At 46.4% G+C, this 23,375-nt stretch carries 17 protein-coding genes; 8 read left to right on the top strand and 9 right to left on the bottom strand.

Annotated elements, in window-relative coordinates; genetic code table 11:
- Window positions 1-37: 37 nt before the first annotated feature.
- The gene (locus tag BMZ72_RS35725; RefSeq protein WP_089816283.1) at window positions 38-1,354 is read right to left on the bottom strand and encodes a sugar MFS transporter; all 1,317 of its coding nucleotides are present in this window, start codon (window positions 1,352-1,354) and stop codon (window positions 38-40) included.
- A 334-nt stretch (window positions 1,355-1,688) separates the two neighbouring features.
- Here BMZ72_RS35725 and BMZ72_RS35730 point away from each other — a divergent pair, with 334 nt between their 5' ends.
- Genes BMZ72_RS35730 through BMZ72_RS35745 form a run of 4 tightly spaced genes read left to right on the top strand, consistent with a single transcriptional unit; the run spans window position 1,689 to window position 6,157 of the window.
- Window positions 1,689-3,359: an MFS transporter gene (locus tag BMZ72_RS35730; protein WP_089816286.1), complete on the top strand. Its 1,671-nt coding sequence runs from the start codon at window positions 1,689-1,691 to the stop codon at window positions 3,357-3,359.
- Window positions 3,331-4,296 carry an ROK family protein gene (locus tag BMZ72_RS35735; protein WP_089816288.1) on the top strand — a complete coding sequence of 322 codons (966 nt, stop codon included), beginning with the start codon at window positions 3,331-3,333 and terminating at the stop codon, window positions 4,294-4,296. Before BMZ72_RS35730 ends, BMZ72_RS35735 begins: the two co-directional genes overlap by 29 nt.
- 38 nt (window positions 4,297-4,334) lie before the next feature.
- Window positions 4,335-5,387 (top strand): N(4)-(beta-N-acetylglucosaminyl)-L-asparaginase, encoded by a 1,053-nt coding sequence (locus BMZ72_RS35740; RefSeq protein ID WP_089816290.1) that lies wholly within the window; start codon window positions 4,335-4,337, stop codon window positions 5,385-5,387.
- Between the two features lie 8 nt (window positions 5,388-5,395).
- Window positions 5,396-6,157, top strand: coding sequence for a copper homeostasis protein CutC (locus tag BMZ72_RS35745; protein ID WP_089816292.1), 762 nt, complete (start codon window positions 5,396-5,398; stop codon window positions 6,155-6,157).
- A 90-nt stretch (window positions 6,158-6,247) separates the two neighbouring features.
- Here BMZ72_RS35745 and BMZ72_RS35750 read toward each other — a convergent pair whose 3' ends face one another.
- The 5 genes from BMZ72_RS35750 to BMZ72_RS35770 form a co-directional block, all read right to left on the bottom strand.
- Entirely contained in the window at window positions 6,248-7,714 is a 1,467-nt protein-coding gene (locus tag BMZ72_RS35750) for a RagB/SusD family nutrient uptake outer membrane protein (protein ID WP_089816294.1), read from the bottom strand.
- A gap of 14 nt (window positions 7,715-7,728) precedes the next feature.
- On the bottom strand, window positions 7,729-11,211 hold the full coding sequence (locus BMZ72_RS35755) for a TonB-dependent receptor (protein WP_089816296.1): 3,483 nt from the start codon (window positions 11,209-11,211) through the stop codon (window positions 7,729-7,731).
- Window positions 11,212-11,389: 178 nt separating this feature from the next.
- Complete coding sequence (locus BMZ72_RS35760) at window positions 11,390-12,487, bottom strand: FecR domain-containing protein (protein WP_089816298.1); 1,098 nt, start codon at window positions 12,485-12,487, stop codon at window positions 11,390-11,392.
- A 91-nt stretch (window positions 12,488-12,578) separates the two neighbouring features.
- Entirely contained in the window at window positions 12,579-13,142 is a 564-nt protein-coding gene (locus tag BMZ72_RS35765) for an RNA polymerase sigma-70 factor (protein WP_255373384.1), read from the bottom strand.
- A gap of 371 nt (window positions 13,143-13,513) precedes the next feature.
- Window positions 13,514-13,930: a hypothetical protein gene (locus BMZ72_RS35770; RefSeq protein WP_089816444.1), complete on the bottom strand. Its 417-nt coding sequence runs from the start codon at window positions 13,928-13,930 to the stop codon at window positions 13,514-13,516.
- 336 nt (window positions 13,931-14,266) lie between these two features.
- Between BMZ72_RS35770 and nagB the strand changes: the two genes are divergently transcribed.
- The 4 genes from nagB (at window position 14,267) to BMZ72_RS35790 (ending at window position 18,984) form a co-directional block, all read left to right on the top strand.
- Entirely contained in the window at window positions 14,267-16,192 is a 1,926-nt protein-coding gene (nagB, locus tag BMZ72_RS35775) for a glucosamine-6-phosphate deaminase (protein WP_012794137.1), read from the top strand.
- Window positions 16,193-16,279: 87 nt separating this feature from the next.
- The gene (locus tag BMZ72_RS35780) at window positions 16,280-16,714 is read left to right on the top strand and encodes an HD domain-containing protein (RefSeq protein ID WP_089816302.1); all 435 of its coding nucleotides are present in this window, start codon (window positions 16,280-16,282) and stop codon (window positions 16,712-16,714) included.
- A gap of 124 nt (window positions 16,715-16,838) precedes the next feature.
- Window positions 16,839-17,732, top strand: coding sequence for a class I SAM-dependent methyltransferase (locus BMZ72_RS35785; protein WP_089816304.1), 894 nt, complete (start codon window positions 16,839-16,841; stop codon window positions 17,730-17,732).
- Window positions 17,733-18,015: 283 nt separating this feature from the next.
- Window positions 18,016-18,984 carry a YpdA family putative bacillithiol disulfide reductase gene (locus BMZ72_RS35790; RefSeq protein WP_177223047.1) on the top strand — a complete coding sequence of 323 codons (969 nt, stop codon included), beginning with the start codon at window positions 18,016-18,018 and terminating at the stop codon, window positions 18,982-18,984.
- A 67-nt stretch (window positions 18,985-19,051) separates the two neighbouring features.
- Here BMZ72_RS35790 and murB read toward each other — a convergent pair whose 3' ends face one another.
- The 3 genes from murB to BMZ72_RS35805 all read right to left on the bottom strand — a co-directional run bounded on the left by murB (window position 19,052) and on the right by BMZ72_RS35805 (window position 23,336).
- Window positions 19,052-20,068: a UDP-N-acetylmuramate dehydrogenase gene (murB, locus tag BMZ72_RS35795; protein ID WP_089816307.1), complete on the bottom strand. Its 1,017-nt coding sequence runs from the start codon at window positions 20,066-20,068 to the stop codon at window positions 19,052-19,054.
- Window positions 20,069-20,139: 71 nt separating this feature from the next.
- Window positions 20,140-22,587, bottom strand: a complete 2,448-nt coding sequence (gene priA / locus BMZ72_RS35800) for a replication restart helicase PriA (protein WP_089816309.1) — start codon at window positions 22,585-22,587, stop codon at window positions 20,140-20,142.
- Between the two features lie 8 nt (window positions 22,588-22,595).
- On the bottom strand, window positions 22,596-23,336 hold the full coding sequence (locus BMZ72_RS35805; protein WP_089816311.1) for a lysophospholipid acyltransferase family protein: 741 nt from the start codon (window positions 23,334-23,336) through the stop codon (window positions 22,596-22,598).
- Between the last annotated feature and the right edge of the window lie 39 nt (window positions 23,337-23,375).

The raw sequence follows: 23,375 nt of genomic DNA on the forward strand, positions 1-23,375 counted from the left end.
CCGCTATCCGGCGGGCCTTTTTTTATGATCAGTCTGATTATCTTTTACCAACTTTATGTCCTGCCAGTGCATAGTACAGGATGTACAGGTAACCAGGTATCATACAATACAGGAAGGCATGTCTGAAGTCCATTCCCTGTACATAAATGAAGCTCTCCGGATTGTACAGACGGGAGAAGATCTGCGGCAGTACGCCACCACCAACGATACCCATGATCAGGAACGCAGAACCCAGTTTGGTAAAGCTACCCAGCTTTTCAATCGCGAGCGGGAAGATAGCAGGCCACATCAGGGAATTCGCCAGACCCAGTAATGCGATAAAAGTAACCGCTACATAGCCACTGGTCATAAATGCACACGCCGTGAACAGTATACCAAGGATTGCGCAGATCCGTAAACTCATATCCTGAGAAAGATATTTAGGAATCGTGATGATACCCACCACATAACCTACCAGCATCGCTGCCAGGGTAAATGTGGTGAAATATTTAGTTTTGTCAAGGCTCATTCCCAGCTCACGGCCATAAGTACCGATAACGTCACCGGCCATTACTTCCACCCCCACATACATGAAGATACACAGCGCCCCCAGCAACAGGTAAGGATATTGGAAAATACTGCTCCTGCTGTCTGTAACGGTTTTACCCTCATTATCCACAGATTTGTTATCTGTATCGATCTCCGGCAGGGAAGAACGATTGATCGCTACTGCCAGTCCGACCAGGATCACGGCCAGTACGATATAAGGAAGGATTACCCTGGAAGCCAGGTTGTCCAGCAGACCGCTTTTAACCACCGCATCGGTAGTAGCCTTGATCTTCGTTTCCAGTACTTCGGCGTCTTTGAGGACGATGGAAGCCAGGATCAGCGGACTTATCGTACCTGCGATCTTATTACAGATCCCCATGATACTGATACGTTTAGCCGCACTTTCAATAGGTCCGATAATGCTCACATATGGGTTGGAAGCTGTTTGTAACAGGGACATACCCATACCCTGTATGAAAAGGCCGGTCAGGAAAAGGCCGAAATTACGTGTGTTAGCGGCCGGAATGAATATCAGGCAACCCGCTGCGATGATCACAAGGCTGTACGCCATACCGTTTTTAAATCCGGTCTTCTTGATGATAAAGGAAGAAGGGATCGCCAGGAAGAAATATCCCAGGTAAGAAGCAAATGTCACCAGCAAAGCTTCCGCAATGGTCAGCTGACAGGATAACTGCAGAAACGGGATCAGTGTGGCATTTACCCACGTGATGAAACCCAGCATGAAATAGAGAACCCCCAGAATAAGGAGCGATTGTACATAGCTGGCCTGTTTTGGCGCAGCAAGCGTAGTTGCGGTGTTAGACATTGTTTCCCCTGTTTTACAAATAATTAAATGATTCTGATTGATCTTTGCGAACTTATGTACTTATTTCTGCATTTCATAGTTAAATACGCCGAAATAGCACTTTTGAGTAGATATAAGTTAATTTCCCATCTTAAAAGGCGTAAATAGTACACTTTTAAACTTTCGCCAACGCATTTTAATCAACTTCTATTTAAAATAAATAGAAATTTTACAACATATTAGCTAAAACGTTTTTGCTTCAGGAAAATAGGCATATTTATTTTGAAAATTTAGGAATTCTCGAAAAATAATTTATACATTTATCGCGCAAAAATTACAGTAATTTAACACGTTTATGGCTCAACAAACAAAGCAAAGTACACATCCATCTTTCTTTGTACTGATACTTGTATTTTTTTTCTGGGGCTTCGTGGCTGCTTCAAACAGCATCTTCATCCCCTTTTGTAAGGCGCATTTCCACCTTGGACAACTGGAATCTCAATTAATTGATTTCTCTTTCTATGGCGCTTACTTTATCGGCTCGCTGTTGCTGTATCTCTTCTCAGCACTGCGGGGCGTAGACATCTTAAACAAGATCGGTTACCAGAAAGGTATCATTTACGGCCTGCTCATATCGGTAGTAGGTGCAATCGCGTTAATCGCCGCAGTGAACATCGGTAACAAAATGGCTGATTCCACTGCCGCGTTCTATCTTATTCTGGGTGCTTTCTTTATTGTTGCGCTGGGCTTTTCTCTGCAGCAGACTGCAGCTAACCCCTTTGCCATCTTATTAGGCGATCCGGCTAAAGGTACTCACCGTCTTAACCTGGCGGGAGGTATCAACTCCTTTGGTACCACTATCGGACCACTGGTTGTAAGTATTCTTCTTTTTGGTTCTGCGAAAGATGCTTCCGTGTCTGCTGACACTGACATCAGCAAGATCAATACGCTCTACATCCTGTTGATCGTACTGTTCCTTGTTGCCGCAGCCATCTTCTGGTTCTCTAAAATGCCTAAAGGCACTTCTGATGAACCATTTGAACAATCTCCGCGTGCAAGTAAATCCCTGAGCGCTATCACCGGCATGTTCGTCCTGATCATGGTGGGTCTCGTACTCAATGCGATCAAAACTTCCATCGGCGTTGACGAATCAACTGACCTGGGCCTGCCTTTCTTCCTGATCGGTATCGTAGGTATCCTCGCAATTCTCTTCTATTCCCTGAACAGCGCACGCAAGGATGGTAATGGCTGGGGAGCTATGAGATATCCACAGCTCATCATGGGTATGATCGCCATCTTCGTGTATGTTGGTGTGGAAGTAACCATCGCCAGCAACATGGGCGCCCTGCTGAAACATCCGGGCTTCCTCACACTGGAAGGTTTATCAGAATCCCAGATCGACCCTTATGTATCCCTCTTCTGGGGTAGTATGATGGTAGGTCGCTGGACAGGTGCTATCACCGTATTCAATGTATCCAGGACCGGTCGCCAGATCCTGTCTGTGATCGTGCCATTCGTTGCTTATGGCGTAGTACTGACAGCAAATCACCTGAAAGGTACAGATGTAAGTGTACTGTATCCTTATGCAGGTGTACTGGTCGTTCAGATCATCGGCTTCTTCGCCGGTCAGGACAAACCAGCTAAAACACTCATGATCTTCGCACTGCTTGGTATCATGGCAATGGTGATAGGTCTCTTCACTACCGGTGAAGTAGCGATCTTCTCCTTCGTTGCGGGCGGTCTGTTCTGCTCCGTAATGTGGTCCTGTATCTTCGCACTGGCTATCGCTGGTCTGGGCAAATACACCAGTCAGGGTTCTTCCTTCCTGGTACTGATGATCCTCGGTGGTTCACTCGTTCCTCCGGTTCAGGGTGGTCTGGCAGATATACCTTCTATCGGTATCCATTATTCTTACATTATTCCGGTTGTATGCTTCGCATACCTGGCATTCTTTGCATTCAGAGTTAAAAACATATTAAAATCACAGGGAATAGATTATGAGTCAGCAATTAGCGGTGGGCATTGATATTGGAGGAACCAATACAAAGTTTGGCATAGTAGATCGCAGAGGTAATATTCTGTGTGATGGTCGTATGCTAACGAACCAACACGAAGACGTTCATGGCTTCCTGGATGAGTTGCACGAGCACCTCTCCGTATTGATCGCACAGGTAGGTGGCATTGAAAACATCAGAGGTATCGGTGTAGGTGCACCAAATGGTAACTTTTATACCGGTAACATTGAATATGCTCCAAACCTCCGCTGGAAAGGTGTTATACCTTTGGCAAAATTGCTGGGTGAAAAGTTTGGCGTACCGGCTATCCTCACCAATGACGCTAACGCAGCGGCACTCGGTGAGTTCCAGTACGGTGCTGCAAGAAGCATGAGAGATTTCATCGTTATCACCCTGGGTACAGGCGTAGGTAGCGGTATCGTTGCCAACGGTCAGCTGATCTATGGTCACGATGGCTTCGCCGGTGAACTCGGTCACTGTATCGTTATCCCTGGTGGCAGATATCATCCTGGTACAGGCGCACATGGTTCCCTGGAAGCATATGCTTCCGCAACAGGCGTAACCAACACTGCCCTGGAATTCCTGGCTAACCGTCCGGATACTCAGAGCATCCTGCGTGATCATCCGAAAGAAGAGATCAATTCCAAAGTGATATATGAAGCTGCAATGAAAGGCGATCCGCTGGCAGTAGAAGTATACGAATTCACCGGTAAAATACTGGGTGAGGCCCTGGCCAACTTCGTAATGTTCTCCAGCCCTGAAGCGATCATCCTGTTCGGCGGTCTCACAAAAGCTGGCGACATGATCATGAAACCTGTACGCGAGCATATGGAGAAAAACCTGTTGCCTATCTTCCAGAACAAGGTGAAACTGGTCTTCTCCGAACTGAAAGAAAGTGATGCGGCTATCCTCGGCGCCAGTGCACTGGCCTGGGAAATGAAAGATTAAACTTTCGACCGGTTTTCCGGTATCATAAATAAAGAATTATGCAAGATCGCAGACATTTCTTAAAAGCAGCGGCCCTGAGTGCCGCTGCTTTATCTTTAGATGGTATTACATCTGAGAAAGCACAGGCAGCTGCTGCCTCAAAGGGTAAAGTGACCAAACCAATCGTTGTCTCTACATGGGACTTCGGCCGCGCCGCCAACGACGCTGCATGGGAGGTACTGAAAAAAGGTGGTCGCGCACTCGACGCCGTTGAAGCTGGGGTAAGAGTACCGGAAGCTGACCCTAACAACCATACCGTAGGATACAGCGGGTTTCCTGACCGAGATGGTCGTGTGACCCTCGACGCCTGCATTATGGATGAACTGGGCAACTGTGGCTCTGTAGCCGCGCTGGAACACGTGACACACGCTATCTCCGTAGCCCGTGCTGTAATGGAAAAAACACCGCATGTAATGCTGGTGGGTGATGGTGCACTCCAGTTTGCCCTCGCCAATGGTTTCAAAAAAGAAAACCTGCTCACACCGGAATCAGAAAAAGCATGGCGCGAATGGCTGAAAAAGTCAGAATACAAGCCGATCATGAACATAGAGAACTCCTCTTATGGTCCTGACAAGGCTACGACCTTCAACCCGCTCAAACTGCCAGGTAACGTCTATAACCACGATACTATCGGTATGGTGGCACTGGATGCCAACGGTAACCTGTCCGGCGCCTGCACTACCAGCGGTATGGCCTTCAAACTGCATGGCCGCGTAGGCGACTCTCCGATCATCGGAGCAGGTCTCTATGTGGACAATGAAGTAGGCGCTGCTACCTCCACTGGTGTTGGTGAAGAAGTGATCCGCGTCGTAGGCAGCTTCCTCGTTGTAGAACTGATGCGTCAGGGCTACTCTCCTGAAGCAGCCTGCAAAGAAGCAGTAACGCGTATCGTGAAGAAGAATAAAGACAGAGCTAAAGGCTTACAGGTAGGTTTCCTCGCCATCAATAAAAAAGGCGAACACGGTGCTTATTGTCTGCAGAAAGGATTTAATTACGCTGTGAAGTCTGAAAAGGAAAGCAACGTCCTGATCGATGGTAAGCACTATTTCTAAGTATAAGAATGGAGAAAAAGATCACGCTTGAGATCTGTGCCGGTTCGGTCGCTTCCTGCATCGCTGCAGAAGAAGGCGGCGCACACCGTATTGAGTTATGCGACAATCTGCTGGAAGGTGGTACCACCCCCAGCTATGCAACGATTGCCCTGGCACGTGAGAAAGTAAAAATAGACATCTACCCTATCATCCGCCCCCGTGGTGGTGATTTCCTGTACGATGACCTCGAATTCACCCTCATGCAGAAAGACATTAAACTCTGCAAATCCCTCGGGTGTAATGGTGTGGTGATCGGACTACTGACCGCCGACGGTAAAGTGGATAAAGTACGTACCAAAGCCCTGGTCGATCTGGCCTGGCCCATGGGTGTTACCTTCCACCGCGCCTTCGATATGACAGAAGACCCGATGCAGGCGCTGGAAGATATCATCGAAACAGGTTGTGAACGTATCCTGACCTCCGGTCAGCGGAATACAGCGGTAGAAGGGATCCCTTTACTGAAAACACTGGTAGAAAAGTCAGCAGGGCGTATCGCTATTCTCGTAGGCTCCGGCGTACGGGCGCATAACATCGCCGAACTGGTAAAAGAAACAGGCGCTGTAGAATATCATACAACCGCCAAAGCATATGAAGAAAGCGGTATGGTGTACCGCAATCCGAATGTCAGCATGGGCGGTATTCCCGGTGTACCTGAATACGGCATTTCAAAAACACAGGTAAGCGAAGTGAAAAAGATCCTGGCCCTGGCTACTGAAGCCGCAGGAAACTAAACATTATGCTGCTGTTATAAAAGCAAAAAGGGGCGTCTGCTAAATAGCTGACGCCCTTTTTCGTATCGGTTTAGATTTGCTGTTAAGCTATTACAGATCGTTCTGAATGATGTTACCATTCGCATTGATCTCGTCCTGCGGGAACAGGAATTCCCAGCGAACATCACCTGCAGGTACCTGCATCAGACCATTCGTCAATGTAGTCGTATGGTTGCTGCCGGTTCTGTCAAGCGCCTGATTCATACGTTTCAGATCATATAAACGGAAACCTTCACCCCACAGTTCGATACGGCGGTGTCTCAGGATCTCCTGCAACAGCGCATCGCCTGTGTTTGTACTCTTTGTATAGTTCGGATCCCGGTTCACCATCAGTGTGTACAGCGCATCAGCTGCACCTGCATTGTCATTCAGACGCGCTTTTGCTTCTGCTTCTATCAGGTACATCTCCGCTGCACGCATCATCGGTACGTCACCAATGCTGCTGCTGGTTGCTGTCAGGAACTTCTTGTTGATATAAGCCGGGCTGATACCACCTGATGGAACAGGCACATTCTTACCATCCGGGCTGAACACCAGTCTGCGTACATCTGTAGCTGACATTGTTTCGTACAGTGTGCTATTGATCGCTTTAGGATTTGTTCTGATAGCGCTGGAGTTGAAGTTTGCAGAGATGAACGCAAAGAAGGAATAGAAGTAAGTGGTCTGCTCAGATATCTGGTGACTACCCCACATCCACTCTGCATTGTTATAATCATTGAAACCTTTCACATAATCAGCATTGGACATCAGCGCTACGCCTGCTCTCGCTTCAGCTGCAAATTTTGCTGCCGTAGCCCAGTCCTGCTGTGTCAACGCGATACGTGCTTTGAAACCTTTTGCTACTGCTTCGCTGATGTGTGACCTGTTATCACCATTATAACCAACCAGACCTGTGAGCGCTGCATCGATATCTTTGTTGATCTGTGTATATACCTGTGCAACAGTAGATCTTGGCAGTGGCTCAACCGTGTTGGTCAGTACCAGTGGTACACCTAGCTGACTGTTATTACCGTTTGCGTCAAAGCGTTTGCCATACATCTGCACCAGGTTCCAGTAAGACCATGCACGGTAGGCAAATGCCTGTCCTTTGATGATAGCTTTCTCCGCCGGATCAGCATCTACCGCATCGATATTGTCGATGATCATGTTTGCGTTCGCAATGATCTTGTAGTAGAAATAGTAAGTGTATTTCAGGAAAGTCGCAGAAGTGGTACGGTGTGTCACCCACTGATACTGTGAGTTGAACCAACCGTTACCTGCTGCTGTCATTACCAGGTCATCACCCAGCATATCATTGTTGATCATGATGCTACCCTGGCCGCCCTGGTCCTGGCTATCATACTGGATATACAGAGAACGGTGAATACCATTGATAGCAGACCATGCACCGGCAATATTGCTGAATACAGCACCGGAAGGATAAGCATCAGTAGGATTTGTATCGAGATAATCTTTGCTGCAGGAACTGAAAATTAATACCGGTACAGCTATGAGTATATATAATAATTTCTTAGTCATCTTTCTTTCTGTTTTTAGAGTCCAACATTAATACCTACTGTTACAACGCGGGCAGGAGAATACACGTTAGAAGTAACGCCAGTGAATGCCTGTGATACGTTCATACCCTTACGCGCTGTTTTCAGATACAGGTTCTCACCACTTGCAAAGATGTTTGCATTGCTGATACGCATAGCAGATGTCCATGCTTTAGGCAGGGTGTAACCGAGGCTTACTCTTCTCAGGTTCACATAAGAAGCACTTGTCAGCCAACGGTCAGAAGTACCACCGTTGATATTGGCGGTATTGCTGAACTGCATTTTTGGTACATCAGTAACATCACCTGCTTTCTGCCAGCGTTTCAGTGCGTCTACATGCAGCGCAGAACCATAAGTACCACCGTGCATCAGACCCATGTAAGTCTGGTCATATACTTTACCACCGATCTGGTAGCTCACTACGAAAGACAACTCGAAGTTTTTATAATTAAAGGTATTTGTGATACCACCATATACATCAGGAATTGCAGAACCTGAATAATGATAACGTGCGTTGCTGATCAGGATAGTAGCAGTATCACCGTTTTTAGTTACGCGGGTATTCCTGTTGTTAGGATTGATAGTCGTGTTCTGTGCTCTGTACAGTGCCGCACCATCTTCCGGATCTACCCCCAGGTATTCTCTCAGCCAGAAATCGTACTGAGACTGTCCAACCATCAGCTTTTTAGTACCAGTGATGATCTCTTTCTGTGGTTGCTCAGTGATCTTGTTTTTGTAGGTAGTCGCATTCAGGTTGATATTCCATTTGAAATCTTTATTGCGTACCACATCAACACCTATCTGCAATTCGAAACCTTTGTTCCACATCGTACCGATGTTTTTGCTTTCGTATTTCAGACCGCTGGAAACCGGCGCAGGCACGCGGAATAACAGGTTACCGGACTCACGGTGGAAATATTCGATGCTACCGGACACTCTTTCTTTCAGGAAGGAAAAGTCTACGCCCACATCAAAAGTTTTGTTCTGTTCCCAACGCAGGGTGCTGGCGATGGAACGTTGTAAAACGCCCGGCTCACTCGCATTCGCATAAGGATCATATAAAGCCTGCCATGCATAGTAAATAGCATTTGAGTTTTCATCCAGTAACGCATCGTTACCCACTACACCATAGGAAGCACGTGCTTTCAACAGGTCTATCCAGCTGATGTCTCTCATGAAGTTCTCTTTGTTCACTGCCCATGCAGCACCTACAGAGTAGAAACTACCCCAGCGGAGTGACTGGGAGAAACGGCTGGTACCATCACGACGGTAAGAAGCAGAAGCAAAGTATTTCTCATCGTAGTTATAAGTCGCACGGGTGAAATAACCTTCAGTGCGGTATTTATCAGTACGGGAGCTCAGAGAGTTAGTAGTAGTGAAGTTGTCCAGTTCTGTAGAAGCACCATCAACGATCACCATCTGTCTTGCACCATAGAGATAGTTGTAGGTACGATCAAAATTCTCATGACCTAACAGTACATCTATATTATGTAAACCAAAAGAACGGTTGTAATTGAGCAACTGGTTGAAAGTAAAACCGGTTGTCATACGGCTGGTACGGCTTGCACGACCTGCCGGAGCACCATCACCTACAGTTGTGTTGTCGAAAGTACCTACCAGGTCATTGGTTACGTCCACACCGATATTGGTAGTGAATTTGAAATCACGAAGGAATTTCACTTCACCGAATGTTCTTGCTGATAACGCGTTACGTTTGAAGCTATTGTCATTCAGTTCGGTTTCCTGGATAATATGACGGCCTGCGTTTGCACCTGCTGGTCTTGCTACCTGACCACCCAGTGAACCATCACCCAGATCATAAATAGATTGACCATTTCTGTCCAGTACCAGTGCACCTGTTGTTGCATCATGTGCGTGGATAGGATAGATAGGACCCATATTCCTTGTGAAGTTGAACGGGTTGATATATGCAGAGCTATTATCAATAGTACTTGCCTGGTTTGATTTAGTGAATGTACCATTCACATTCAGACCGGTTTTGAACCAGGTTGTTGGATTCGCATTTACATTGATACGGCCGTTGATCCTTTCGAAATCTGATTTCATCACGAAACCTTTCTCTTTCAGATAACCAAGGGAGATGAAGTAGTCGTTCTTATCGGAACCACCGTTGAAACTAACACCATAATCACCACGGCTACCATCACGCTGAATAGCTTTCGTCCAGTCCAGATCGTCTGCATACAGCAGCTTTGCATCCGGGTTCAAAGTACCATCTGTACGTACGATATCATTATTGGCAACGTTGAAAGGATTGTATCCCAGACGTGCTTTGATGTTGGTTGTAGCGCCCTGGTTAGCCTGCTCCAGCGTAGTGGCGCCGGTGAACAGGGTATTTCTGTAAGACTCCCACATCAGCGGATAATACTGAAAGGCATCTACACGCTCATATTCAGGGATTGCGCGGGAAGTAACACCCTGCATTGCTCTCACCGATACGTGGTTACTACCGCGTTTACCTTTTTTGGTGGTGATCATTACCACGCCATTCGCAGCACGTGCACCATACAAAGCAGAAGCAGAAGCATCTTTCAGCAGAGACATGCTTTCGATATCATCTGTGCTCAGGGAAGAGATATTACCTTCAAAAGGCACACCATCTACTACATACAGCGGATCGCTGGATGCGTTGATGGAACCCACACCGCGGATACGGATGCTTGGACCGGCACCTGGCTGACCACTACCGGAGTTCACCTGGATACCGGCAGCCGCACCTTCCAGTGCATTAAATACGTTGGAAATAGGACGGGTTTGCAGTGCTTTGGAATCGATCTGGGCAAGCGAACCGGTAAATGTTTTACGGTTAGCAGTACCATAGGCGATCACCACCACTTCATTCAGACCTTTGGTGTCTATCTGCATGGTCACGTTCAGTGACGTACGGCCATTTACAGCGACTTCCTGATCGATGTGACCAATATAGCTGAATACTAATGTTGCGGTGGAAGGCGCTTCAATAGTGTACTCACCTTTCATATCGGTAACAGTACCCTTGCCGCCTTTGGCGATCCTTACACTTACACCTACGAGCGGCGTACCTGCGGGATCAGTAACACGACCTCTCACATTGATGTCGGCGATCACTTCACTTTTAGGAGCGATGCCCACCAGTTTGTCAGACATTACACGAAAGGTAAGACCAGTGCTGTTCAGCGCCACGGCCAGTACCTGTTCAACAGTCTTATCTGTTACACTTACCGTCACCTTTGTATCAGCAGCGATCATATCATTGCTGTACACAAAGCGATAATCGCTTTGCTTCTCAATGATTTTAAGCAATTTAGCCAGCTTTACATCTTCCAGATTCAGCGTAAACTTATTCTGTGAGAAAACACTGGCAGACACCTGCATGCAGGTTACGAGCGTCAGCAAAAAGGCCAGTTTCATCAATAGAATTGCTTTTAGAAAAGACTTTGGTTTAGGTAAAAGAAGCAGATTAAGTCTGGTTTTTTCCATACTTTTAGATTGTTTAAGGTCAATAAAATGCATGGACAGGCTTCATCGCCAAATGAAACGTTCCTGTCATGCGCTGATCTTGGTTGAGAGGGGAATGTTGCCGCATCTCCCCTTTCTTTTTGTTTAATAGTTACTAATCAATAAGTTCAATAGTCTTGCTACATAAGTAAAGGCGTATTTATCGTTTTATTATAATCTTCTTTTTGTCAATACTGTAATGAAACGGAGATGTAAATCGTAGCGCTTCTAAAGTCTGTTCGACTGTTTCGTTAATGAATGTCCCGGTAAAGCGGCTCTCTGCCAACTGCTTCTCTTCAAAAATGATCTGCACATCATACCATCTTTCCATTTTGAGGGCAATGTCTTCGAAACGTTCGTTGTTAAACACAAGGCAGTTTTCTTTCCATGCTGTTTCTGCAACGAGGCTGTCAGTAGGATTGACGGTCACTTCTTCCAGCCGGTAAGGATCCTTGTCATGCATGTCCTGTATGCGGACTGCGGGCATTGTTTGCTGCTTTATTTCGTTCAGCAGTACGATTTTCTGATTTGGCGAAAGAATGACCTTTTTAGGAATATCCCCTTTAATAGTTACTTCGACTTTCCCCTGTATTAATGAGGTTTCTACTGTTTTATCCTCTTCATAAGCTCTTACGTTAAATGTGGTACCCAGTACCGTAATATCCATCTTTTTAGTGTGGATGATGAATGGCCTTTGTTCATCTTTTTTTACATCAAAAAAGGCCTCCCCTTCCAATATGACCTGTCTGCTGTCTTCCTGACCATAATCATAGGTCAGTTTACTGCTTACGTTGAGATAGACAGTGGATCCGTCAGGTAATGTCACTGTAGAACGTGACCCGTGCCTGGTAGTGATCTCGCTAACCAGCTCTTTATTTTCATGTTGTTTACGCTCACGCAGGCTCCATAATCCGCCAATAACAGTGATCAGGGAGGCGGCAGCTGCAAGCATACGCCATCTGTTGGCACGCATCCAGGATGGTTTTCCTGTTGCTTCCTTCAGTATGATCTGTGGCGCTGCTGCTACCGGAAAATCGGCAGGAAACAGTTCCTGCATGCGCTGCATATGTTTTTCCAGTGCAACTTCGGTATTTTCAGTGCCGTCAGGTGTATGCAGTTCCAGTTCTTTCATCAGAGATGCCTGATAACTCAGTTGTGCATCATCTTTCAGGATTTGTTCCAGTTCCCGCAGTTCATCTAATGTAGCCTCACCCGATATTTTTCTTCCCAGCAATATCCAGGTTCTGTCTTGACTCATAAACGTTTTTATGGGCTTTACATCTATTAAGACAGTGTTTTTTTGAGAATCTACTAATCGTTTTTAAAAAAAATTTAACGAAAATTAAACATTAGCGTTTTGGTAAATATAAGCGGAGAGATTCACTGATCTTTTTGCAGGCAATGGCCATCTGTACATCAATGGTGTTTACAGAGATTTCCAGGATACTTGCTACTTCTTTGTACTTCAGACCGTCTTCACGGATCAGTTTATAGATCATTTTACAGCGTGGTGGCAGGTTATTCACCGCATCGGCCATCTTGCGGGCCATTTCGCCTGAGATCAATAGTTGTTCGGGCGTATTATCAGCAACTGTCAGTTCTACGGACAGTTCATCGATACTGAAATGTTGTAACTGTTGCTGATTCAGATAGTTGAGTGCAGTATTACGTGTGGCCACATACAGATACACCTTCAGGTTGCTGACCTGTAAAAGGCGCTCCCTGTTCTTCCAGATGTTCATAAATACATCGGAAGCAATTTCCTCCGCCTGTTCATTAGAACGCACGATAGAGGAAGCAAACTGGCATAAAGGCTTATAAAACTGCCTGAACAGTTGCCTGTAAGCCTGCTCATCTCCGGTGGCTATTCTTCCGGCGAGTATTTGTATGGTGGCATGGTCAGATGTCTGCACTACTTCGGTTGATATTTTTTCTCTGCACGTTAAAAGTAGTTGAAAACACTTCAAAATCACAATAGTGATCCAACGGCCGAAAACATATAATTATAATCACAATAAGTTCTAACCTGTTCCGGTAAATCGTTGTGCTGCTGTTGGTGGCAGTGTAAAAGTGGTGTCCCGGTCCTAAAATGTATATCCGCAAGGGAGATATATGAGAACCAAAATATTGAATATTCCACTTATAAAAAAATCAGAAACATTAAAGTTTATAACATTATTAGCCATAAAACTTATAACTCCCCTTTTTGTGTTAAAATTCAAAAGCCTGATAATACACACTATGTGCAGCATCAGGCTTTTGAAATAAAATAAATATCGGAATATTACATACCCGCTTTAGTTACCCAAAGGGACCAGTCTTTATCAAACTTATACCACTCACCTTTAGGACCCTCCCATTTCCACTCAGGAACTTCGGCCCAGTTAGCGCCTTTATCTGCGCTCCACCACAATTTACCATCACCGATCTTCAGCCATTTCCCCTCTTTATCTGCCCACATGCCATTTTCTACGGCAGCCCACTTTTTACCATCAGTGCTCCACCATAATTTTGCATTCTTATCTAACTTATACCAGTAGGTTTTGTTATCCATCTTTCCTTCCCATACACCACCTTTTGCCTTCATCCATTCTTCTGCCACATAGTGATGTGCCACTGGTACTGGCGTACCGGCATTAGCTGAAAGATAAACAGTTGATAGCAAACAGATACTGGTCATTAATACTAACGACTTTTTCATAAACATGACTTTTTTAGAAGATAAATACCGGTACGTGACAACAAGGGCTTTTTTGTAGCGCTTCCGGCAGGATTGATTGAGGTTTTCTGCGGTCATGCCCTCTGTGACCGTTGTTTTTACTGCTTGCAGGTTAGAATGATCATCTGATATAATTAACGGGATATCAGTACTGATGGTTTTCTCACAATTATGAATATTATGTTAAGGGTACTCTGTACATTTATCGAAATTTCACGTTTCCTGCTTAAACAAACCCATAATCTTCTATGTGAATAGAGAGATTTTTTTTAATTTTCCGTCTCGTTTTTAAACCGCATCTAATCCAAAACATTAATCATGACGCTTAATCATCAGGAAATTGAACTGATCGACAGTTTCGAACAAATAGCCGTGGATATATATCCTACCGCTAAGGACGGTTCCAGAGCAGTTGCGCAGGAAATAGCAGCACTGATTAAGGAAAGGCAGGCAGCTAACAAACAGGTTGTGTTAGGCCTCGCTACGGGTTCAACCCCTAAATATCTTTATGCAGAACTGGTAAGGTTGCACAAAGAAGAAGGACTGAGCTTCAAAAACGTGTTGACTTTCAACCTGGACGAGTACTATCCGATCGAACCAGATGCACTTCAGAGCTATAACAGGTTCATGAAGGAGCAACTGTTCAATCACATCGACATTCCTGCAGGCAACTACTTCGTTCCGGATGGCACACTGCCAAAGGAAAAAGTAAAGGAATACACAGCTGAATACGAGCGCCGTATTGAAGCTGCCGGTGGTATTGATCTGCAGATCCTGGGTATCGGAACAAATGGCCATATCGGTTTCAACGAACCTGGTTCAACCCTGACTTCCCACACCCGTCTTGTAACACTGGATCATAACACCAGACAAGCGAACGCATTCGAGTTTTCAAATATCAGCCAGGTTCCTCGTCTGGCTATCACCATGGGGCTGAGCACCATCTTCAAAGCAAAACGTATCGTCCTGCTGGCGTGGGGTACCCACAAAGCTAAGATCGTACGCAGATCTGTTGAAGGTCACAGCTCTGACCAGGTGCCTGCATCTTTACTGCAACAACACCCTGACTGTAAATTCGTGATAGATGAACAGGCGGCTGAAGAGCTGACCCGTTACAAAGAGCCATGGCTGACCGGTGACTGCGAATGGACGCCTAAACTGCGTCGTAAAGCGGTAACCAACCTCGCCCTGAAACTCAACAAGCCGATCCTGATGCTGACAGACAGAGACTATAACGAAAACGGTCTGAACGACCTGATCGTACAATATGGTTCTGCTTATGAGCTGAATATCGAAGAGTTCAACGGTATCCGTGACACCATCACCGGATGGCCAGGTGGTAAACCAGGTACACAGCTGCCAAGCCACCCTGAACGTTCACAGCCTGAGAAAAAACGCGTACTCCTGTTCTCTCCGCACCCGGATGATGATATCATCTCCATGGGCGGTACCTTCATCCGCTTACATGAGCAGGGACATGATGTACACGTTGCTTACCAGACTTCCGGTAACATCGCTGTAACTGACGAATTCTTACTGCGTTACATCGACTTCGCAGTAGGTTTCGAAGGTATGTTCGACATCGACCGCAGCAAAAGCTCCCAGATCCTGGAAGATGCAAAAGCATTCCTCCGTGTGAAGAAGCCAAGCCAGAAAGATACGCCTGAAAACCGCGCTATCAAAGGTCTGATCCGTCGTGGTGAAGCAAAAGCTACCTGCCGTTACGTAGGTATCCCTGAAAGCAACATCCACTATCAGAACCTGCCTTTCTATGAAACAGGTACTATCGAGAAAAAACCAATGGGTGAAGAAGATATCCAGATGACGGTTGATCTGATCCGTGAAGTAAAACCTCACCAGATCTACTGCGCAGGTGACCTCGCTGACCCACATGGTACACACAAGGTATGTCTGGAAATCATCTTCGCTGCACTCGACAGACTGAAGCATGAAGATTTCATGAAAGACTGCTGGGTTTGGATGTATAAAGGTGCATGGCAGGAATGGAACATCCATGAAATCGAAATGGCTGTACCAATGAGCCCTGACCAGGTATTACAGAAACGTCTCGGTATCTTCATTCACCAGAGTCAGAAAGACGTCGTTCCTTTCCAGGGTAGCGATCTCCGTGAATTCTGGGAAAGAGCAGAAGACCGTAACGCTAATACCGCTAACCTGTACGACCAGTTAGGTTTACAGAAATATGCTGCCATGGAGGCATTCGCAAGATATCACTTCATGTAGGCTGCCAGCTTTATATAACATTTGCCCCCGTTCTTCATCAGTAAGAACGGGGGCTTTTTATTGCACACTTTTTGCTAGCTTTAAAGCATGACACTTGCTACTGCTATATCCATTGCTACTGAAGCCCACGCCGGCCAGCTCGACAAATACGGCGCTCCTTATATCGCACACGTTATGCGCGTCATGCAACAGGGCAAAACAGATGATGAAAGAATCGTCGGCGTCCTGCACGATGTAGTGGAAGATACCGCCTGGACCTTTGAACAGCTGACGGAAAAAGGACTCGCCCCACATCTCGTAGAGGCATTACGGTGTGTCACCAAACTCTCCGATGATGAAGACTACGATCACTTCATCAACCGCATCATTCCCAATCGCCTCGCCTGCCTGGTAAAGCTCAATGATCTTACTGATAACATGGACATCAGAAGAGTGCCTGCACTAACGGAAAAAGACATACCGCGTTTCAATAAGTACCTCAAAGCTTATAATAAAATTGCGGCGGTCATTTCCCGTAATTAAATATTTACTACATTTAGGAAATCTAAAATTTCGACCAATATCTGGCACGCTGGTAATGTAATGCTGTTGCTAAACCTGCTACGTTTGTAAATCTGCCACTCCTAATAAAAAAACAATATCCGTTATGAGTCTGGTTCCTGCCAGCAAGGCTGCCACCTACTTAGCCTTATTACGCGCCATTGAATCTAACCGTCCGGCCAGCAAGCGCCTGTTTGACGATCCTTATGCCAGGTTGTTCCTGTCTCCTGCTTTCAGACTGGTTGAAATGCTGTCCCGTATCTCATTCCTCAATGATTTTATCTCCTGGTTTATTGACAGAAACTGGACCGGTGCACTGACCTGCTGTTCCGCCCGTACACGACTCGTCGATGTAATGACCGTCAATACTATTCAGGATGAAGGCGTCAATCAGGTCATCGTTTTCGGCGCCGGATACGACTGCCGCTCGCTGCGCCTCCGGACGAAGAAAAGGGTACAGTTCGTAGAAATAGACCATCCCGATTTCCAGGCACAGAAACGGGACATCCTTTTTGAAACAAAAGCAGGCAGGGAAGCCACTGTCAACTACATTTCCGCCGATCTCCATACCCAGGATCTCGATCAGGTCATCCCGCAACTCTTCCAGAGAGGACATTATAAAACCATGTTCATCTGGGAAGGCGTTACCAACAGCCTCACCGCTCCTATCGCACCCAAGGTATTCGACTACTTCAAACGCTTCCGTCCCGGCACCATCATTATTTTCACCTACGTCGACAAAGAAATGCTGGAACATCCGGAGAAATTTACCGGGGCTGCCAGCGTAACCAGACTGCTGCAACGCAATAACGAGTTCTGGAACTTTGGTATCGATCCTGCCAGTATAAAGACATTCCTGGCCTCCTATAACATGGAACTGCTATATAATCTCGACGCTTCCGCCTACCGGAAAATGTATTACGGCGATGAGGCGGAAAACATGAAAGGATATGAGTTCTACAGGGTCGCCATGGCCCGCGTAACTGAACACGCCTGGTAATTATACCTGACGCTTTTCTGGTTTGTGTAAGCGCCTATATTTCATACAGACCGCTCCGGATTTCCTTTTTCAATGGCTATTTCTTCGGATAATACCGCCATTATACCGGTATTACGCCGCTATTTGTCCGCTCATGAGCGGACAAATAGCGGCGTAATGGTGGCGTAGTAAGGGTTTAATGGTAGAAATACGCCGGAAATACGAAGAAATTAACATTTCCCTGCAAACCGGCACACACCGGGATGCTAGTTATTCCGGGCATTCATTCGTAATTTTAACCATTATGCAGATTTACGATATATTAATAGTAGGGGCTGGTCCGATTGGCATCGCTTGCGGACTGGCGGCACAAAAGGCAGGATTGAGTTATGTTATTGCGGAAAAAGGATGTCTGACCAATTCCCTGTATAATTATCCCCTGTACATGACCTTCTTTTCCACCTCGGAAAAGCTGGAAATCGGCGGTATCCCTTTCGTTTCCATCAGCGCAAAACCTATCCGGCCGGAAGCACTGGAATACTACAGACGCGTCACCATTTCCAATCAGCTGAATGTACGTTTATTTGAGCCTGTAGACGGTATCACCCGCGAAGGGGAACTTTATCATATCAACACCGATAAGGCCGCCTATGTCGCTAAAAATGTCATTATTGCCACCGGCTTTTATGATATTCCCAATATGCTGCATGTACCGGGTGAACACCTCGCAAAAGTGAATCACTATTACAAAGACCCGCACTTCTACGCAGCCCAGAAAGTGGTAGTGATCGGGGCGAATAATTCCTCTGTGGATGCCGCCCTGGAAACCTGGCGGAAAGGTGCAGATGTAACGATGGTGATAAGAGAAGAAGGGATCGGAAAACGCGTGAAATACTGGGTAAAACCAGACATTGAAAACCGTATCGCAGAAGGTAGTATCAAAGCATATTACCATTCCAATATCAAGGCAATCAGGGAAAATGAAGTAGATATCCAGACGCCGGATGGTCTGATCACAATAGAAAATGATTTTGTGCTGGCGCTGACGGGGTATCAGCCTAACTTTAATTTCCTGGAAAAAGTAGGGATCACCTTATCCCGTGATGCAAAGAAACATCCTACCTATAATCCGGATACGATGGAAACAAACCTGCCCGGCGTTTATCTGGCAGGCGTAGTATGCGGCGGTATGGATACGCATGTGTGGTTCATCGAAAACTCCAGAGACCATGCAGATAAGATCATTGGACATATAGCAGGTAAGCTCCCTTAGGCGCTTACCTGTTTCAATTAAGAATGAAGAATTAATAATTAAGAATTGAGGTGCAGCGAAGTGGGTGTTATATAATGTTCACTTCTCTTTCCAGTGCAACACCGAATTTTTCTTCGACACTATCCAGCACACGCTGCGACAGACCATAGATCTCATTACCGGTCGCATCGCCATAGTTCACCAGTACCAATGCCTGACGGGCATGTACGCCTGCATCCCCTTCTCTGAAACCTTTCCATCCACACTGCTCTATCAGCCAGCCTGCCGCCAGTTTAAACTCACCGTTTGCTACCGGATAAGCTACGATATGCGGGAATGCTGCTTTTAATGCTGCATGCTTTTCAGCAGGTACCGTCGGATTCTTAAAGAAGCTGCCTGCATTACCGATCTTCGCAGGATCAGGTAATTTGGAACTGCGGATATTGATCACCGCCTGACTGATCGCCTGAATCGTCAGGTCCTGTACGCCCATATGCTTCAGTTCCTCTTCTATAGCGCCGTAACTGGTATTTAATTTCGGATGTTTAGACAAGCGATAGGTCACGGAAAGGATCCCAAACTGCCCTTTATACCGGCGTTTGAATACACTCTCCCGGTAACCGAAATGACAATCCTCATTGTTGAATTTTACGATGGCATGGTCCTGTATGTGATACGCTTCCAGTTCGTGAAAACAGTCTTTTATTTCCACACCATAAGCACCGATATTCTGCATCGGACTGGCCCCCACATTACCTGGGATCAGGGACAGATTCTCCAGTCCTGCGCGGTTGTTTTTTATACAATCCATCACAAAGCTATGCCAGGTCTCACCGGCACCGGCTTTCACATATACATAGTCTTCATCTTCTTCCACTACGCTGATGCCTTTCATCTCATTTTTGAGAATAATGCCATCAAAATTCTTTGTGAACAACACATTACTGCCGCCTCCCAGTATCATATGCTCCAATCCCTGCTGTGGTGGTGTTTTGAGCAGTTCTTCCAGTTCAGCAGCGTTGGAAAAAGACGCGAAAAAACGTGCCTGGGCAGCAATGCCAAATGTATTATAAGGCCGGAGCAAAACATTTTCGGATATGCGCATATGATCGTACAATTTAGGGTAAGGCTGCTATGCAGCGTTTATCAGGCGACAAATATAGTAAAAGGAGTGTCTCAGACACAATCCACATCCGGTACAATGACAACCGAACGGAACTGCTTTTCTGCCAGCAGTTTGATAAAATGTTCCTGGAGCAGCCTTTTGGTATCGGTAATGACCTTTGAATCGCGGGGCAGTTTGATCAGCATTTCCTGGAGGTAATTATTCCGTACACGGCCTACCAATGGTATGGCAGGACCAACCAGCCTTGGGCCTATATGCGGTCTTAACCAGTTGCCCAGTACCTGGGCAGCCTGTTCAACGGTTTGCTGGTTTTTATGCTTGAGTGTTATTTTCAGCAGGCGGGTAAAAGGCGGATAACCGAAGTTCTCTCTTTCCGCCACTTCTGCGGCATACATGGCCTTGTAATCATGCGTGGTCACGTAGCTCAGTACCGGGTGACGGGTATTACTGGCCTGTATGATGACCTTTCCTTTACCATGTTTCCTGCCCGCACGACCACTCACCTGTTCCATCAGCTGGAAAGCCCGTTCATTCACACGGAAATCAGGAAAACTCAGCAAGCTATCAGCACTCAGGATACCTACCAGGTTAACGTTATCAAAATCCAGTCCTTTCACCACCATCTGCGTCCCTACCAGGATGTCGATATCCCGTTGTTCCAGCAGCTGGATCATCTTATTATGACTGTCCTTATTACGCACAGCGTCCATATCCATACGTGCGATACGCGCTTTAGGGAACAGCTGTTGCAGATCGTCTTCGATCTTTTCTGTACCAAAGCTTTTCGGATTAAGCGTCTGACTGCCACAGGCCGCACAGGTCTGTGGATAAGGATAACGGGTACCACAATAGTGACAATGCAGTTTATCCTGGTTCTTATGATAGGTCAGTGATACGTCGCAGTTCTTACAGCTGGGAATCCATCCACAGGTAGCACACATCAGGAAAGGTGCATAACCACGTCTGTTCTGAAAGAGGATCACCTGATTGCCTGTCGCCACACTGTTGTTAATAGCGGCATTCAGTTGCGGTGTGAAGTTTTCCTGCATACTCTTCTCCGCACGTTCCTTCTTCACGTCAATAATGGAGATTTCAGGCATTTCCAGTCCGCCGAAACGTTCCGACAATTCCACCAGACCATATTTCCCCTGTTGGGCATTAAAATACGATTCCAGTGAAGGGGTGGCAGAACCTAACAGGACCTTCGCGCGAAACAAACCGGCATAATAAATCGCCGCATCTCTGGCGTGGTAACGGGGAGCAGGATCCTGCTGTTTATAGGAGGGATCATGTTCTTCATCCAGGATGATCAGACCCAGGTCCTGAAAAGGGAGCAACAAACTGGAACGGGCGCCGAGTAATATCTTCAGATCACCATTCTTTACCTTGTTCCAGATCTCTACTCTTTCATTATTATTAAAACGGGAGTGATAGATCCCGATCTTATTACCAAAATGTTTTTGCAGGCGACGTACAATCTGTGTTGTCAGGGCGATTTCCGGAAGCAGATAAAGCACCTGTTTACCAGCAGCCACATACTCTTCAATCAGTTTGACATAGAGTTGTGTTTTACCGCTGGAGGTAACGCCATGCAGTAAGGTCACCGGTTTAGCGGCAAAACTGTCACGTACTTCCGCCAGGGCTTTTTCCTGGGCAGGGCTCAGCTGAAAATCTATCTGGGCTTCCACCTTACCACCACCGGGTACACGGTCTACGACCCTTTTCTCTATCCAGAGGATGTTTTTATCTACCAGCCCTTTGAGCTGGGCGGTCGTAGCGCCTGATTTCTTTAATAATTCCGTCTGTAATACACTACCCTGTGTTTTGATCAGGTGCAGATACGCCAGGAGCAGTTCCATCTGCTTGGGCGCTTTAGCCAGTTCGTTGAACAGGGGCGCCAGCAGTTCTTCATCTTCGTACTGTGTGTGCAGTTGTACGTAGTTCTCCTTCTTCTCCTTATACACCTCTTTCAGTTCCTCATACACCAGCAGGACGTTCTTTTCTATCAGTTTTTTGATAGTGGAATAAACATTTGCTTTATCCAGGATGAGTTGTACTTCATCAACGCGCAGTTCCTTGCGGATATGCAGGGCTTCTGCTACCAGGTATTCATCATCATCGAGGTTGGAGAAGTCGTCGCCATAGGCGTCGTTAAAAAGCAGGAGTGTTTCACTGGCCAGTTTCAGATGGGCAGGCAGGGCAGCATTGAGCACCTCCCCTTCTGTACACATATAATATGAAGCGAGCCATTGCCAGAATGACAGCTGCGTAGGATATACGACAGGGTCTTTATCCAGCATATCCAGCAGGGGTTTAGTCCTGTAGTCGGCCGGGGCCTGTTCATGGATCGCTTTTACAATACCTGCATATTTCTTTTGTTTGCCCAGTTGTACGGCCACACGGCTGCCTACCTTCAGCGATTCCTCCATATGCGGAGGTACCGCGTAAGTATAATTTTTTGGCAGGGCCAATGGCAGTATGACGTCAGCAAATTTCATCCGGCAATTTATACAGTAGCCTTCAATTCTTGTTCCATAATGTTAAATACCCGCTGTTTAAGGGCTGGGAGGTCTTCCATTGTCAGTCCGGCGACAGGAACAGGTGGCAGATATACCACACGACAGCGGCCGGGGGTCAGACTGAACCCTTTGGCATGCAGACGTTTACCATTATCCAGGTACAGGACAGGCTGGATAGGTGTCTGTGTTTCAATGGCTATACGGAATGCGCCATTATGGAATGGCTGTAACGGTGATTCGGTTTCGTTGGTAGTACCTTCCGGGAATATCAGAATGGAAACGCCTTCTTTGATAACGGAGATCATTTCACGTACGCTGCGGGCACGGGCCTTGGCGTCGGAGCGGTCTACCATTACAACGGACTGACGGTAGATGTAACCGAAAGCCGGGATACGTTTCATTTCGATCTTACCCAGGGGACGGAAAGGAAGTCTCATCACCTGCACAGCGAGTGCGGCGTCCAGGTAGGAACGGTGATTGACAACATACAGGTATGGTGTTTTATCCTTTTTGTCATGTTTATAGATCCGCTTTACCATGATCCCTACGGCAGGGAACCAGGTATGAGACCAGAAGCGCAGAAAATAGAATATGATATTTCCCCCCTTGATCCTTCCCAGGAATGACGCCAGAAAGATTGGCGGGATAATAAGGAACATGATAACAAGGAACACGATTGCAGCGTATATCATATACACCACATGTAACGGCTTGAGCAATAACTTCATAATAATGCCAGTCTCTGTTTTAGTCTGATGCAAGCCGGA

It is taken from the genome of Chitinophaga sp. YR627, assembly GCF_900114995.1.
Classification (GTDB): Bacteria; Bacteroidota; Bacteroidia; order Chitinophagales; family Chitinophagaceae; genus Chitinophaga.